Here is a 14,866-nt window from a genome sequence, read left to right as displayed (position 1 = left end):
CACACTATGGGGCGGGACAGATAACCGGCGGGCTGGTCGAGGCATCGCCATCCAGCGTACGGGAGCGGCTTTGCGGCGCGGGTGCCGACCTTCGAGCGCGACTACCCGACCATGATGCCGCGCGACGCTAGCCAGGCCTGAGGATCCACGCGCGAGCCGTAGGCGCCCTTCTGGACCTCGAAGTGCAGGTGCGGGCCGGTTGAGTAGCCGCGGTTGCCCATGTCGGCGATCTTCTGGCCGGCGCTCACGCTCTGACCGGTCTGCACGTTGTACTTGTCGACGTGGCCATAGACGGTGACATCGCCGTTCGGGTGCTGGATGTACACCGCGAGCCCGAAGCCGGTCGCCGGGCCCGCGCGCAGCACGACACCGCTACCGGCGGCGAAGATCGGGGTCCCGATCGGGCCGGCGATGTCGATGCCCTGGTGGAAGGTGCCCCAGCGGGGGCAGAAGCAGCTGGTGAAGGTGCCGGACGCCGGCAGCGCCCACTCGCCGGTGACCTGTCCGGTGACGCCGCTGCTGTCGGCCGTGACGCCCTGCGGGGTGTTCTCGTCGACCTGTGGCGGCATGCCGGCCTTGATCCGCAGGTCGTTCATCTGGGCCTGCGCGGCGGTGAGCTGAGCCTGGGTATCGGAGGAGACCTTCTGCGCCTCGTCGGCCTTGGCCTGCGCGTCGGCGGCTGCGGCGTCGGCGGCGGTGCTGGCTTCTTGCTGCTTCTTCTGCGCATCCAGCATGGCGTTGATGTTCTCGACCTGGTAGTCGCCAACCTGGTCGGTGAGCACCGCCTTGTCGATGAAGTCCTGCGGGCCGTCCGAGGACAGCAGCGTGGACTGGGTCAGCGACAGCGGACCTTGCTTGTAGAGATCCGCGGCGACGTTGTTGGCCTTCTTCTTGGCGAAGTCGAGATCGGCGTTCGCCTGATCGAGGTCCGCCTTGGCCTGCGTGGCGGCGTCCTTGGCGACGCTGGCCTGGCCGACCGCCTGGTTCGCGGCGTCTGCCGCGGCCAGCATCTGCGCGTTCAACTGGTCGATCTGCTGCTGCAGGTTCGCGATCTCCTGGGTGGCCTGCCCGCCAGTGCCGGACGGGTCGCTGGGGGCGCTGGAGCTGGAGCCGGTCGACGGGCTCGAGGAGGGTGCGGCGGCGGCGCTGAGCGGTGCACTCAGAGTCACCGTGATCGCGAGCGCGCTCGCCATCACCATCTTGCGTCGAAGCACTAGGTCAATGTCCTTACGGTGTGAGGTCGGTGCCACCGGCCTGAAACACGATAACGGATCGGTAAAGGCTGTCAACACGGCCCTCGTCACAATCCATGCGTTTCCGCCGATATCCACAGTGCTGCTCGTGGAGGCGCCCGACCCTCGTATTTCTCTGTAATGAGTCGGCCGAGACCGTTGCTGAACGACAGTTATGCTGAACAACAGTTGCCTAATCAGTAACGATCCGATAACACGGTAATGGGTTCGACCGGGCCCGTCGAGCAATCGAGTTCCAGGTAACAATCCCCGTGTGCCGGGCATCAGAGGCCAGGAGGTCGACCATGACCGGTTCGCTCGGCGCGCGAGCCTGGCTCCCCGAGGTCGTCAACCGCCGTGTCACCCAGGCGCAGCAGCAGGTGGACGCCGACCCGTGGAGCACGCTCACCGCCCTCGACCGTCTCGTCGAGCAGAGCCACCGCATCCACGATGTGCAATGCCTGAACCTGAATCCGGCGACCAATGTGATGAACCCCCGCGCCGAGGCGATGCTGGCTCGCGGACTCGGTACCCGCGCGTCGCTCGGGCAGCCCGGCGACAAGTACGAGGTCGGGCTCGAGTCGATCGAGCAGATCGAAGTGATCGCCGCCGAGCTGGCCGCCCGCGTCTTCGGTGCGCCGTACGCCGAGGTTCGGGTCGGCTCGGGCGCGCTGGCCAACCTGTATGCCTTCATGGCGACCTGTGCGCCCGGCGATCGGATCATCGCGCCACCGGCGACGATCGGCGGACACGTCACGCACCACGCCGCCGGGGCGGCCGGGCTCTACGGCCTGCAGACCCTCGATGCGCCCGTGGATGCCGGGAGGTTCACCGTCGACCTCGACGCGTTGCGCGCCGCCACAGCACACGCGCGGCCACGGCTGATCACGATCGGCGGTTCGCTCAACTTACGCCCACACCCGGTGGCGGACATCCGCGCGATCGCCGATGAGGTCGGAGCGAAGGTGCTCTTCGACGCGGCGCACGTCTGCGGCGTGATCGCGGGCGGCCAGTGGCCCAACCCGCTCGACGAGGGTGCACACCTGATGACGATGTCGACGTACAAGTCGCTCGGCGGGCCGCCCGGCGGGCTGGTGCTGACCCGGGATGCCGAGCTTGCCGAACGACTCGACCGGATCGCCTACCCGGGCCTCACCGCCAACAGCGATCCAGGGCGGATCGCGGCGCTCGCGGTCACGCTGCTGGACTGGACCGTGGCCGGTGCCGCGTACGCCGATCAGATGGTCGCGTCGGCGCAGGTTCTCGCCGCCGAGCTGCTGAACCGCGGCGTGCCCGTGCTGCAGACCGTCGACGGGCCCACGCGCGCGCACCAGTTGGCCATCGCGGCCGCGGCGTACGGCGGTGGGCAGCGTGCCGCGCGAGCGCTTCGTGCCGACGCCCACCTGCTCACCTGCGGCATCGGCCTGCCGCTCGCCCCGGTGCCCGGTGACTTGAACGGGTTGCGGATCGGCACGCCGGAGGCGGTCCGGATCGGGATGACGACGGATGACATGCCGCAGCTGGCCAACTTGCTCGCCCGCGGCCTGGCCGGCGATGGCTCGGTGGCCGCGGAGGTGACCGAGTGGCGCAGCGGCTTCACCGGCGTCCACTACACGCTCGACTCGCCCGCACCTTGAGGGTTCGGGTGCAAGTACGCCGCGAGCGGGACGCCGGATTCCGTAGTATTGCTCTGCCGCCGTGACCTCTACCTGGCCGAAGCGCGATGCGGCGACGCGCCGGCCGCTGTGGAGATCGACCGATGGCTGCTGGACTCGCCGCACTCCTCGACGACATCGCCGCGCTCGCGAAGGCGGCAGCCGCCTCGGTGGACGACGTCGCCGCCGCCGCCGGGCGGGCGAGCGCGAAGGCGGCCGGCGTCGTCATCGACGACACCGCCGTCACTCCACGCTATGTCGACGGCCTCGACCCCAAGCGCGAGCTGCCGATCATCAAGAAGATCGCGATCGGCTCGCTGCGCAACAAACTGTTGTTCATCCTGCCGGCGGCGATGCTGCTGAGCCAGTTCATCCCCTGGCTGCTGACCCCGATCCTGATGCTCGGCGGCACCTACCTGGCCTTCGAGGGCGCCGAGAAGGTCTGGGAGTGGATCTCCGGGCAGCACGAGGTCGAGGCGAGCGACCAGCCCGGCATCTCCGGTGAGGACCGCGAGAAGGAGATCATCTCCGGCGCCGTCCGCACTGACTTCATCCTGTCGGCCGAGATCATGGTCATCTCGCTCAACGAGGTCGCGAACGAGCCCTTCTGGTCGCGCCTGGTCATCATGGTCATCGTGGCCATCGCGATCACGGTGCTGGTGTACGGCGCGGTCGGGCTGATCGTGAAGATGGACGACATCGGTTTGTCGATGACCAGGCGGGACTCAGGGTTCGCGCAGCGCTTCGGCCGCGGCCTGGTCAAGGCGATGCCCAAGGTCATGAGCTTCCTGTCGACCGTCGGCATCATCGCGATGCTGTGGGTCGGCGGTCACATCCTCCTGGTCGGTGTGACCGAGCTGGGCTGGCATGCGCCGTACGACCTGGTGCATTGGCTGGAAGGCCTGGTCAAGGACGTGAACGGTGTCGGCGGGGCGCTCGCGTGGATCGTGAACACCATCTGCTCGGCGATCATCGGCCTGATCGTCGGCGCCGTGGTCGTGCTGATCATGCACCTGATCCCGCGCAAGAAGAAAGCCGCAGCGGCCGCGCACTAGGTGTGCTCGGCCGGGGACCGACGCCGTCGGCTGGGCAGCTCACCCGACCCTGGAGCTACTGACAGGTCGTTCGGCTCGATCGCGATCTCATTGATGCCGACCGCTGCCGCCTGGACCTTCTGCAGCGCGGTCTCTCGGGTGACTGCCGGGATGGGGTGGCGTGGCTCGGTCTTGATTGATCGAATCGTAGTGAGAACGCGTTCTGCCCGCCAGCGTGCCACCGCCGCTAGAGTGGGCCACGCTTCGTCGTCCCACGCGTAGGAGCCCGCTTGAGCACGAACGCCCCCACCGAGTCGGCGCTGCGCCGCGCCCTCGCCCGCGTCGAGCGGGCGGCCGCCATTGATCAGACCGAGGCTGAGGTCCTGCTGCACGCCCGTGGTGATGACCTGCGGCGACTGTGCGCCGCGGCATCGCGAGTCCGTGACAGCGGCCTGGAGGCCGTAGGCCGCCCCGGCGTGCTGACATACAGCAAGAAGGTGTTCATCCCGGTGACGCGGTTGTGCCGGGACCGCTGCCACTACTGCACCTTCGCCACCGTGCCGGGCCGGGTGCCCGCGGCCTACCTCTCGCCCGACGAGATCCTCGACATCGCGCGGGAGGGCGCGCGCCTCGGCTGCAAGGAGGCGCTGTTCACCCTCGGCGACCGGCCCGAGGACCGGTGGGACGCCGCCGCGCAGTGGCTGGAGGAAGCCGGCTACCCCGACACGCTCTCGTACGTCCGCGCGATGGCGATCCGGGTGCTGGAGGAGACCGGGTTGCTGCCGCACCTGAACCCCGGCGTGATGTCGTGGGAGGAGCTGCAGCGGCTGCGTCCGGTCGCGCCCTCGATGGGGATGATGCTCGAGACCACGTCGCGCCGCCTCTACGAGACGCCGGGGGAGGCTCACTACGCCTCGCCGGACAAGGATCCCGCCGTCCGGTTACGGGTGCTTGAGGACGCCGGACGCTCCAACATCCCCTTCACCACCGGGTTGCTGATCGGGATCGGTGAGAACTACGCGGAGCGTGCGGAGTCGATCTTCGCGCTGCGGCGCATCGCACGGACCTACCACGGCGTCCAAGAGGTCATCATCCAGAACTTCCGGGCCAAGCCCGATACCGCGATGCGTGGCGAACCGGACGCCGACATCGAGGAGTTCGCCGCGGCGCTCGCGGTCACCCGCGTGGTGCTCGGACCAAAGATGCGGCTGCAGGCGCCACCCAACCTGGCGCCGGACGACCTCGCCCTCTTGCTCTCGGCGGGAGTCGACGACTGGGGCGGCATCTCGCCGCTCACTCCCGACCACGTCAACCCCGAGTACCCATGGCCACAGATCGACGAGCTCGCCAGTTTCGTTGCGCAGCATGGGTTCACCTTGCGGGAGCGGCTGACCATCTACCCCGAGTACATCGCCCGCCGCGAGGCCTGGCTGGATCCACGGCTGTCCGCGCACGTCGACGCACTGGCCGATTCCGATGGACTGGCCGATCCCAACGCGATCGTCAAGGGGCGGCCGTGGCAAGAACCGCCGTCCGCCATGGTCGCCAGCGGCCGGGTCGACCTGCACACCGAGATCGACACGAAGGGCCGCTACACCGAGACGCGCTCCGACTTCGCAGAAGGGGTGTACGGCGACTGGTCGGAGATCGGTCGCGCCGTCACCCAGCCATCTGCGCGCGGGTCCTCGGAGGTGATGCGCCCAGAGTTCAAGTCTGCATTGGCTGCTGCAGAAGCAAAGCAGGCCGCGATCAGCGACAACGACGCCGCCGTGCTCTTCGACGCGCAGGACGGCGCCGAGGTCGCTGCGCTCGCCGCGCTCGCCGACTCGCTGCGCGCCGAGGCTGTTGGTGAGCACATCACGTACGTCGTCAACCGGAACATCAACTTCACCAACGTCTGCTACACCGGTTGCCGGTTCTGCGCCTTCGCGCAGCGACGTACGGACGCCGACGCCTTCACTCTGTCGCTGGAGCAGGTCGCCGATCGCGCCCAGCAGGCGTGGGACGTCGGGGCTACCGAGGTGTGCATGCAGGGCGGCATCCACCCCGACCTGCCGGGGACGGCGTACTTCGACATCGCCCGCGCTGTGAAGGCGCGCATCCCGGACATGCATGTGCACGCCTTTTCGCCGATGGAGGTCATCAACGGCGCGGCGCGGACCGACCTGTCGATCAGCGAGTTCCTCTCCGCCGCGGCGGAGGCTGGCGTGGACTCGTTCCCGGGGACAGCCGCCGAGATCCTCGACGACGACGTCCGCTGGGTGCTGACCAAGGGCAAGCTGCCTACCGCGCAGTGGATCGACGTCGTGACCTCGGCGCACCGGCTTGGCCTGCCCACCACCGCGACGATGATGTACGGGCATGTCGACAATGCGGGGCACTGGCTGGCGCACCTTCGGCTGATTGGACGGCTGCAGGCGGAGACCGGCGGTTTCAGCGAGTTCGTGCTGCTGCCGTTCGTGCACTCATCTTCACCGATATATCTGGCAGGCATCGCGCGGCCGGGCCCGACGGCGTTGGAGAACCGGGTGGTGCACGCGATGTCGCGGATCCTGCTGCACGACAAGATCCGCAACATCCAGACCTCGTGGGTTAAGACGACCGAATCCAGCGTGGTAACTCATCTGCAGGGCGGCGTCAACGACATCGGCGGGACGCTGATGGAGGAGACCATCTCGCGGATGGCCGGCTCGGCGTCCGGGTCGTTCCGCACCATCACCGAGCTCGAGCGGATCGGCTCGCTTGCCGGGCGCCCGGTTCGTCAGCGCACCACCGAGTACGGCGAGGTCCCACCCGAGCGTCGTGCCGCCGCGCTCGCCAGTGACGGCGTCCTGCCGTCAGACCTGCTGCGTCACGTCCCGATCGCCGGCACAGTGGCAAACTAGCCGAAGGCGCAGCCACCACGCACAGTAGTCGCGTCGAGCGCAGCGAGATGGAGACGTCGCGGGACCGGATTGCCGGTGGCAAGAGACCGACTTTCCAGTGGCGATGGCGGCAACTACTTGCGGTAGACGCTGACCGACCAGTCGCTGGAGTCGTCGTGAACGCCGAGCTGCCAGGTTCCGAAGCGCTGCTCCAGCCGCAGCCCGATCGCTGCGGCGTCGGTGTCCTGTTTGCCGGCGGTGTACTCGCGGCCGGCCGCGAAACCGGTGACCAGCCGGCCGCCTGGCTTCAGCAAAGCAGCGAGGGTCCGCAGCACGTCACGCTCCGTGCCAGGTGCGAGATAGACCATCACATTCCCGGCGAGGACGACGATGTCGTACGACGTCGCAACGCCGGCGCTGGACAGGCGAGCCGCGTCGAGTTCGAGCAGGTCGGCGGACAGCAATGGGAGATCGGGGTAACGTGACCGGCCGATGTCGATGTGCCCGGCGTCCTTGTCGACCCCCACGACGTGGTGGCCTCGCGAGTGTAGGTAGGCGCCGACCCGGCCGGCGCCGCAGCCACCGTCCAGGATGGTCGACTCGCGATCGGCCAGGGCGTCGATGAACCGCGCCTCTCCGTCGGCGTCCGCCCTGGACTCGTGCAGCGCGGTAAATCGATCGACGTAGCCCTGCCACTTCGCGGTATCGGCGATCAGCTCGGTGTCCCACCGGGTGGGCTGCGACTCAGTCATGCGAACGATCATGCCTGCGGCCATCTCGAGCCCGACAGCGCAGCCCGCAGCATGGCGGGTTGCGTGCGGCTAGTACGATGAGTCGAGCATCGCTGCGGGCGTAGTTTAATGGTAGAACTTCAGCTTCCCAAGCTGATAGCGCGGGTTCGATTCCCGTCGCCCGCTCCACCTTCGTTCTGCCGCGCTCCAACGTTTGTTACTTCTTGGCTGCGGGCGTTCCTGGCAGCATGCCGGAGTCGATAACGGCCTTCACGAACGGCCGTGCCGCCGCGAAGATCTCGTCGGCGTCGTCCACCCCGATCCACACGGCCGCCGAGGCGTCGTCGGTCTCGTCCTCGATCTTCTGGTAGAGCTCGGCGCCCGCGGAGGTGAGCCGCTCGACGTCCGCCTCGAGCAACCCGCGAGAGCGCAGGGACTCGGCGGCCTCGTTCCACTGCTCCGCGCTCCAGGCCCGGCTCTGCTGGGTCTGCTGACGACCCATGCGGGAGGCCTTCACCGACGGGTCCGGGTGCTCGCTCTCGTGGAGCACCAACGCCTCGATCGGCCCGATGCCGTTGGCGACCAGGACGGCGACGTGCCCGTCCCCACGCCACTCACGCCAGGTGGTGAAGGCCTGCCACAGCTCCACATGCGGCTCGAGCTGGCGCGCGGTCAGCGTAAGGTTCGCCGCGCCCAGTGGCCGCCCACCGCGCTCGCACTTGGCGAGGACCTCGTTGACCCGGTCGGCCAGCCGGGGCAGCGAGTCGTGACCGCGCAGGTCGCCGAGCGCCGCGGTCAGACCCTTGTCGGCGATCCGCTCGCGTGCCTCCAGCAGCTGCTCGGGAGAGTGAGTCGCCAGGGCCTCCTGCCAGCCAGCCTCCAGCTTCTCGGGATTCCAGTTGTAGAAGGCAGATGTGACCACCGACGGGCTGGCCGCACCGAGCGGAGCCGCACGGAAACCGGCGTACGACGAGTAGAAGCCGAGGCCCTCTTCCTTGGCGACCTCGCGGACCTGCGGGCCGAAGTACGCGACGACGTGGAGGGGTTCGAAGGCCTGGTAGGCCTGGCGGGCGTAACCGCGGGCGCGCTCGTCGTGGCGGAAGGTCATCAGGATCTCCTGTCGTGGCGTGGCTGTCTGCGCCCACCTAATCACGTCGACGAGTGTGCGCGTCAAGCGCGGCGGTGATCGTTCCCAGACGCGATTCCAGGAACGCAAGCCGGCCGACGGTCCGCCGTGGCTCTCCGACTTGTTGCAGGTTCGCCATCCCCTCGTCACCGCGCCCAATGCCCGCTGCGATCCGCTCCGTTGCGAGCCGCATCCGACGCCGTGCGACGAGCAGGAGCTCGTGAGGATCGACCCCGCCGTAGGCCTCGGCCAGTCGGACGAGCCGGTGCGCGACCCTGACCGGGGCGAGCTCTCGGTAGAGAGGGATCGCCGTCCACGCAAGGAATCCGAGATCGTCCCTCGGGTCGCCGGGACCGGCCATGTCCCAGTCGAACAACCCGACCGCGCGGTCGCCGTCGAACGCCCAGTTGTAGAGGCCGGGGTCGTTGTGGCACACCACCTCGCCCGGTCGCAGAACGCGGACGCCGTACCGCCAGCGGCGCACGCCGTCCGGCCGGAAGGTGGCCATCTGATCGTGCAGCTCACGCAGTGCCCGTCCGCAGGACGCGACCGCCTCGTCGCTGACCATCTCATCGTCCGGGCGCACCGTCCCGCCCGGGAGATAGGTGAGCACCTCTCGTCCGCACTCGTCGAACCCGAGGACATCGGGAGCGAGCGCGGTATCGCGCAGATGGGCGAGCAGCTCGTGCACCACCGGTGTCCACGGTCCGGTCGGACGGCGCACCGTCCCGCCAATCCGCACTGCGCCCTCGGTGGCGCCGCCGGCGAGCTGCTCGCCGTCGAGCAGCCGCGCGCGCAGCTCGGGAAGGAAGCCCCGGTCGGCGGTGATCCATGCGCCCTCGTCCAGCTCCTCGGGGCCGAGCCACCGCAGCTCGTCGTGCTCGTGGGCGACCGGCCGCGCAGCAGGGTCAACCAACTCGGCCCAGGTCGCCACGAGCCGCAGCCCCGGACGCACCAGCGACGAGGCCTGCAGCAGCTCGCCGACCGAGATCGCGACCCCGAGCTCCTCCTCGACCTCCCGGACGGCGGCGTCCGCCACGCTCTCGCCCTCATCGACCTTGCCGCCGGGCAGCTCCCACTGACCGGCCACCTCGGGCGGGTAGGAGCGGCGCGCGGCGAGCACCTCGCCGTGGCGCATGAGTGCGACCGCGACGACGAGCTGCTCGGCGATGGGCACCCGCCTACGGTACCGACGCCGGCTAACCGAATGGTGGACGACGGCCCGCCGGAGCCGGCAGCGTCTTGACATGCCGCGCAACAGGCGAGCCAGGACGCCGGGAGCGGCATCTGGAAGAGTTGAGAATTGAAGGCTCACTCAGGCTGGACCGTGCCGGATACTGCCCGCTGCCGGGCCCGTAGACCCGCGCACGGCCACCGTCTATCCGCTGGATTACGGGGTCACGGCACCTGGCCCGGACCGGCAGATAGGCTGCACGCATGCTGCTGTCTGACCGCGACCTGCGCGCCCGCATCGACACCGGGGATCTGGGCATCGACCCCTTCGACGAGTCGCTGCTGCAGCCCTCAAGCATCGACGTCCGGCTCGACCGCTTCTTCCGCGTGTTCAACAACCAGCAGTACACGCACATCGACCCGGCGAAGCAGCAGGACGACCTGACCAGCCCGGTCGAGGTGCAGGACGGCGACCCGTTCGTGCTGCATCCGGGCGAGTTCGTGCTCGGGTCGACGCTCGAGGTCATCAGCCTGTCGGACGACATCGCCAGCCGGCTCGAGGGCAAGTCCAGCCTGGGGCGCCTCGGCCTGCTCACGCACTCGACCGCGGGGTTCATCGACCCCGGGTTCTCGGGGCACATCACCCTCGAGCTGTCGAACATGGCCAACCTGCCGATCACGTTGTGGCCGGGCATGAAGATCGGCCAGCTGTGCGTCTTCCAGCTCTCCAGCCCCGCCGAGCACCCCTACGGCTCGGAGGTCTACGGCTCGCGCTACCAGGGCCAGCGTGGCCCCACCCCGTCCCGCTCCTTCCGCAACTGGCGCACCTGGCCCACCGGCGGCTGATCCAGCACTCCGGCCCTGCGGCTGAGACACCTTCTCCCGGCGCGCCCTGACCCGCGAGGCGGGCGGTCGCTCCCCGATGCGCGCCAGCCACCCGCACTTCATGGTCTCCAGCACGAGATCTACGACGGCCAGCACAGCCACGCGATCAATCCGTAGCCGGCACCGGCACCGCCCGATCACGTCCGAACGTCCGCCCGACACCCGCCGGCGCAGCTTCGTCGCCTCCACGGTGGCATCGGGTTTAGGGTTCATCCTGTGAACCTTGAAAAGGTCGTCTTCGGGTTCTTCGTGCTGCTGGCCGCCACGTTGAACTTCGGATTCTTCATCGGCGACATGACGGATGCTCGCGTCCACAACGTCTACGAGCTGTACGCCGCTGTGGCGGTCAGCCTGATCGTGACGGTGCTGAAGTTCGGCGACCGCACGCAGATGGGCGCGATTCATCTCGCGACCAGCTTGGTCGCCGACCTGCAGTTGATCGCGGCGGTGGTCGTGTGGGTCTACGCCGATCAGGTCTCGACGCACGGACACGACGCGGCGGCAATGTCCAGCGTCGTCTCGCTGTCCGGCGGCGCGTTGCTGGCCAACCTGGTCTCGGTGATCCTGCTGATCACCGAGACGGTCTCCTATCGCCGCCGGTAGCCGCTCGTGCCGAACCCGTTGCTGCTGCTGGCCACCACCCGCCCGTGGGTGCGCAAGCGCGGCCGCAACCTGCGGCGGGTCCCGACGCCGATCCCCAACCAGCTGCCGTCCACGGACGCGATCTTCCTGGTGCTGCGGCGGATGCGCGGCCCGCTGATCCTGATCGTGCTGGTCTTCTCTGTCGCGGTGTCCGGGCTGAGCCTGATCCCCGGGGTGGACGCCGAGGGCAACCCGGCGCGCCTGAGCTTGTTCGACTCGTTCTACGTCATGAGCTATACAGCCACGACGATCGGGTTTGGTGAGGTCCCGTACGCGTTCACGATTCCGCAGCGCATGTGGATGACGGCATCGATCTTCGCCTCGGTTACGGCCTGGGCCTACAGCATCGGCACCATGTTCGCGCTGCTGCAGGACCCGGCCTTCCGGGAGGCGATCGCGACCCAGCGCTTCCGTCGGCGGGTGCGGCGGTTCGCCGAGCCATTCCTCATCGTCGCGGGGTACGGCGGCGCCGGCCGCGCCGTGGCGAAGGTGCTGGACGAGGCGGACCGCCGGTTCGTCGTCGTCGATCACCAGCACACCAAGCTCGACCGGCTCGCCGGCGCCGCGCTCGGCCACGACGCGCCGGGCTTGGAGGCCGACGTCCGCATCCCCGCAGTGCTCGGGCTCGCCGGTCTGGACCACCCCTACTGCGCTGGCGTCCTGGCACTCACCGATGACGACAATGCGAACCTCGCCGTGGTGATGAGCGGGCATCTGCTGCGTCCCGACGTCCCGATCGTCGCGCGATGCAGCAACCGCACGGTGGAGGAGCGGATGCACCACTTCGCGGCGGATGCCGTGATCAACCCGCAGGACCGGTACGGCGCCTACCTTCTGCTGGCGATCCGCCAGCCGGAGACCTTTCGGCTGGCGCAGTGGCTGATGAGTCCGGTCGGCACCGAGATCACCCCGCCGCGCAAGGAGGTACCGGATGGCCGCTGGATCGTCGTCGCCACAGGAGAGTTCGGCGAGGAGCTCAAGCACGACCTCGAGATCGCCGGGCTCGACGTCGAGCTGATCGGCCCGGACCACGGCGATCCGGTGACCACCGGCGCGGTCGGGATGGTGGCGGGGACGCCGGACGACGCGGTCAACCTCGCGCTGGCCGCGCACGCCCGGCACGAGCATCCAGAACTCTTCCTCGCCGTCCGGCAGAGCCACACGAGCAATGCGCCGCTGGTCGACGCATTCGGTTTCGACTCGGTCTACGTGCCCACGAGCCTGGTCGCGCAGGAGACGCTCGCCCGGGTCGTGACGCCTTTGTCGTGGCGGTTCATCGAGTATGCGCTAGGCCAGTCGGACGAGTGGGCGGCCGCGCGGCTGACGGAGATCATCCGGGACTGCGGCACCAGCACACCCGAGAAGGAGCGGATCGACCTGAGCGCGGTGGGCGCGCCGGCCGTGCACCGGTGGCTGCGGCGGGGCCACCCGCTCACGATCGCCCAGCTGATCAGCGACCCCGACGATCGCGACCGCCCGCTGCGGATGTACGTCGCGGCGCTGGTGCGGGGCGAGGAGTTCATCTTCGATCCGGACGTCGAGACGCTTCTCGAGCCCGGCGACAGCCTGCTGGTGTTGACCCGACGCTCGGCGCTGCGCGCGCTCGGCGCGACGCTCTTCTACGACTCCACGGTCGAGTACTCGGCGACCGGTCGCACCGTCCCGCAGACCTGGTTGTTCCGCATTCTGCGACGCACCTCCGGCTCGCCCGACGGCTCTGCGCGCTAGCTTCGGCGCACCGGATCAGCGCTCCAGCGTCGCGGATGAGCACCCTGACGCCGTGGAGAAGTCCGGCGGCGCCCAAGTGTTCGTCGGCACCATCGTCTCCGACAGGTTCGCGCCCGAGATTGTCGGGTGCGGCCCTCGCAACTTTCGTCCGGGCGGCGCGATGGCCGCTCAGGCCTGCGGGATGCGGCCCGTCTTGGCGATACGCGACGGTGGCGGCACCACCGGGCCGATGTCGCCGTCCGGTGCCTCGTCCAGGTCGACGATGACCGGCGCATGGTCGCTGGGGCCCTTCCCCTTGCGTGCCTGACGATCCACCCACGCGGCGCGGACCCGCTCCGCCACCGGATCCGAGGCGAGCACGAGGTCGATCCGCATGCCGAGATCCTTGTGAAACATGCCCGCGCGATAGTCCCAGTAGGTGAAGATCCGCTGCTCCGGCCACCGATCGCGGACGACGTCCCGCAGACCGGTGTCGTGCAGCCGCTGCAGGGCCGCGCGTTCGGGTGCGGTGACGTGCGTCTGTCCGACGTACGCGGCCGGGTCGAAGACGTCCTGATCGGCCGGCGCGATGTTCACATCACCGCAGACCACCTGGTCGGCGGGGCCGGCAGCGACCAACTCGTGCAGTGTCTCCAGCCATTCGAGCTTGTACCGGTAGTGCTCCGAGTCCGGCACGCGGCCGTTGGGGACATAGACCGACCGGACGGCGATGCCGCCGCAGGTCGCCGACACCAGCCGCGCCTCCTGATCGGGGAACCCGGGACCACCGGGCAGCCCGGCGACGATGTCGGTAAGCCCGACCCGGGACAGAATCGCCACGCCGTTCCACGAAGGCTGCCCGTGCACCGCGACCTGGTACCCGCGCGCGGCCAGCGCGTCGCCGAGCAGGTGGTGAAAGGCCTCGTCGGTCACCTTCAGCTCCTGCAGACAGACGACGTCCGGGGCGCGCTCGTCGAGCCAGGGCAATAGCCGGTCGACGCGCTGCTTGACCGAGTTGACGTTCCAGGTCGCGATCCTCACGCCACCACCGTAATCAGCCGCCCCGGGCAGGAGGGGACGTCGGAGCTCAATCGGGTGCGTTCACTCCGATCACGAGGCGGGGTAGGTCTTGAAGCTCTGGTGAGCAGCACGGTCGCTTCCGGACAGCTCCAGTGCCCGATCGTCCAGATCGCGTGCGACATGCGCTCGCTCGGGGCTAGGAGACCTCGTTGCCGTCGCGGTCGACGCGCACCGCGGCGGCGTGCATGTCGAGACGAGCCGCGTAGACCTCCCAGTTGCGCTTGATCGCGGCGCGCTCGGCGTCCGTCGTCTCGCGAACCACCTTCGCGGGTGAGCCGACGACGAGAGAGTTCGGCGGGATCTGCGTGCCCTGGGTGACCAGGGCGCCGGCCCCGATGATGGAACCGGTGCCCACGACCGCCCCGTTCATGATCGTGCTGCTCATGCCGACCAGGACGTCGTCCTCGATCGTGCAGCCGTGCAGGACGACGTTGTGCCCGACCGACACCCGCGCGCCTACGGTCAGCGGGAAGTCGGGATCGGCATGGCAGGCCGAGCAGTCTTGGATGTTCGTCTTCTCGCCGATCGTGATCTGCGAGGTGTCGCCGCGGATCGCCGCGCAGTGCCACAGCGAGGACTGCGACCCCATCTTCACCTTGCCGACCACGACCGCGGTCGGGGCGATGAACGCGGTCTTGTCGATCTCGGGGGTGCCGGCGTCGATCCGGTAGATGTTCTCAGCCATTCCTTGATTCTCGCACTGCCGCCTGGGAAAGCGCCCGCGGCGATCGAGAACC

General features: G+C 68.9%; 12 protein-coding genes and 1 tRNA gene. 7 read left to right on the top strand and 6 right to left on the bottom strand.

From position 1 onward, the window contains the following. Positions 1 to 101: 101 nt before the first annotated feature. Positions 102 to 1,214 carry a M23 family metallopeptidase gene (locus DAA40_RS16610; protein ID WP_106848843.1) on the bottom strand — a complete coding sequence of 371 codons (1,113 nt, stop codon included), beginning with the start codon at positions 1,212 to 1,214 and terminating at the stop codon, positions 102 to 104. A 323-nt stretch (positions 1,215 to 1,537) separates the two neighbouring features. Here DAA40_RS16610 and glyA point away from each other — a divergent pair, with 323 nt between their 5' ends. The 3 genes from glyA (at position 1,538) to DAA40_RS06610 (ending at position 6,806) form a co-directional block, all read left to right on the top strand. Further along, a complete protein-coding gene (glyA, locus tag DAA40_RS06625) occupies positions 1,538 to 2,869 on the top strand; it encodes a serine hydroxymethyltransferase (RefSeq protein WP_106848842.1) in 1,332 nt (443 codons plus the stop codon). A 122-nt stretch (positions 2,870 to 2,991) separates the two neighbouring features. Beyond that, complete coding sequence (locus tag DAA40_RS06620; RefSeq protein ID WP_106848841.1) at positions 2,992 to 3,942, top strand: DUF808 domain-containing protein; 951 nt, start codon at positions 2,992 to 2,994, stop codon at positions 3,940 to 3,942. A gap of 269 nt (positions 3,943 to 4,211) precedes the next feature. Further along, entirely contained in the window at positions 4,212 to 6,806 is a 2,595-nt protein-coding gene (locus DAA40_RS06610) for a bifunctional FO biosynthesis protein CofGH (RefSeq protein WP_106848839.1), read from the top strand. Positions 6,807 to 6,919: 113 nt separating this feature from the next. Here DAA40_RS06610 and DAA40_RS06605 read toward each other — a convergent pair whose 3' ends face one another. Beyond that, positions 6,920 to 7,537 carry a bifunctional 2-polyprenyl-6-hydroxyphenol methylase/3-demethylubiquinol 3-O-methyltransferase UbiG gene (locus tag DAA40_RS06605; RefSeq protein WP_106849299.1) on the bottom strand — a complete coding sequence of 206 codons (618 nt, stop codon included), beginning with the start codon at positions 7,535 to 7,537 and terminating at the stop codon, positions 6,920 to 6,922. A gap of 94 nt (positions 7,538 to 7,631) precedes the next feature. Between DAA40_RS06605 and DAA40_RS06600 the strand changes: the two genes are divergently transcribed. Beyond that, positions 7,632 to 7,705: transfer RNA gene (locus DAA40_RS06600), tRNA-Gly, on the top strand. 28 nt (positions 7,706 to 7,733) lie between these two features. Here DAA40_RS06600 and DAA40_RS06595 read toward each other — a convergent pair. Continuing rightward, positions 7,734 to 8,624: a hypothetical protein gene (locus tag DAA40_RS06595; protein WP_106848838.1), complete on the bottom strand. Its 891-nt coding sequence runs from the start codon at positions 8,622 to 8,624 to the stop codon at positions 7,734 to 7,736. A gap of 37 nt (positions 8,625 to 8,661) precedes the next feature. Continuing rightward, positions 8,662 to 9,819 (bottom strand): NUDIX domain-containing protein, encoded by a 1,158-nt coding sequence (locus DAA40_RS06590; RefSeq protein WP_199849549.1) that lies wholly within the window; start codon positions 9,817 to 9,819, stop codon positions 8,662 to 8,664. 260 nt (positions 9,820 to 10,079) lie between these two features. Between DAA40_RS06590 and dcd the strand changes: the two genes are divergently transcribed. From dcd to DAA40_RS06575, 3 genes are all read left to right on the top strand, one after another. Continuing rightward, a complete protein-coding gene (dcd, locus tag DAA40_RS06585; RefSeq protein ID WP_106848837.1) occupies positions 10,080 to 10,661 on the top strand; it encodes a dCTP deaminase in 582 nt (193 codons plus the stop codon). Between the two features lie 255 nt (positions 10,662 to 10,916). Then, the gene (locus DAA40_RS06580; RefSeq protein ID WP_106848836.1) at positions 10,917 to 11,303 is read left to right on the top strand and encodes a DUF6394 family protein; all 387 of its coding nucleotides are present in this window, start codon (positions 10,917 to 10,919) and stop codon (positions 11,301 to 11,303) included. A 6-nt stretch (positions 11,304 to 11,309) separates the two neighbouring features. Then, positions 11,310 to 13,070, top strand: a complete 1,761-nt coding sequence (locus DAA40_RS06575; RefSeq protein ID WP_106848835.1) for an NAD-binding protein — start codon at positions 11,310 to 11,312, stop codon at positions 13,068 to 13,070. A 168-nt stretch (positions 13,071 to 13,238) separates the two neighbouring features. Here DAA40_RS06575 and DAA40_RS06570 read toward each other — a convergent pair whose 3' ends face one another. Then, positions 13,239 to 14,090: an exodeoxyribonuclease III gene (locus DAA40_RS06570; RefSeq protein ID WP_106848834.1), complete on the bottom strand. Its 852-nt coding sequence runs from the start codon at positions 14,088 to 14,090 to the stop codon at positions 13,239 to 13,241. A 175-nt stretch (positions 14,091 to 14,265) separates the two neighbouring features. Next, positions 14,266 to 14,814, bottom strand: a complete 549-nt coding sequence (locus tag DAA40_RS06565) for a gamma carbonic anhydrase family protein (protein WP_106848833.1) — start codon at positions 14,812 to 14,814, stop codon at positions 14,266 to 14,268. Positions 14,815 to 14,866: the final 52 nt, after the last annotated feature.

The sequence above is a fragment of the Blastococcus sp. Marseille-P5729 genome, from assembly GCF_900292035.1.
Lineage (GTDB): Bacteria > Actinomycetota > Actinomycetes > Mycobacteriales > Antricoccaceae > Cumulibacter.
This window is presented reverse-complemented; position numbering and strand designations above follow the sequence as displayed.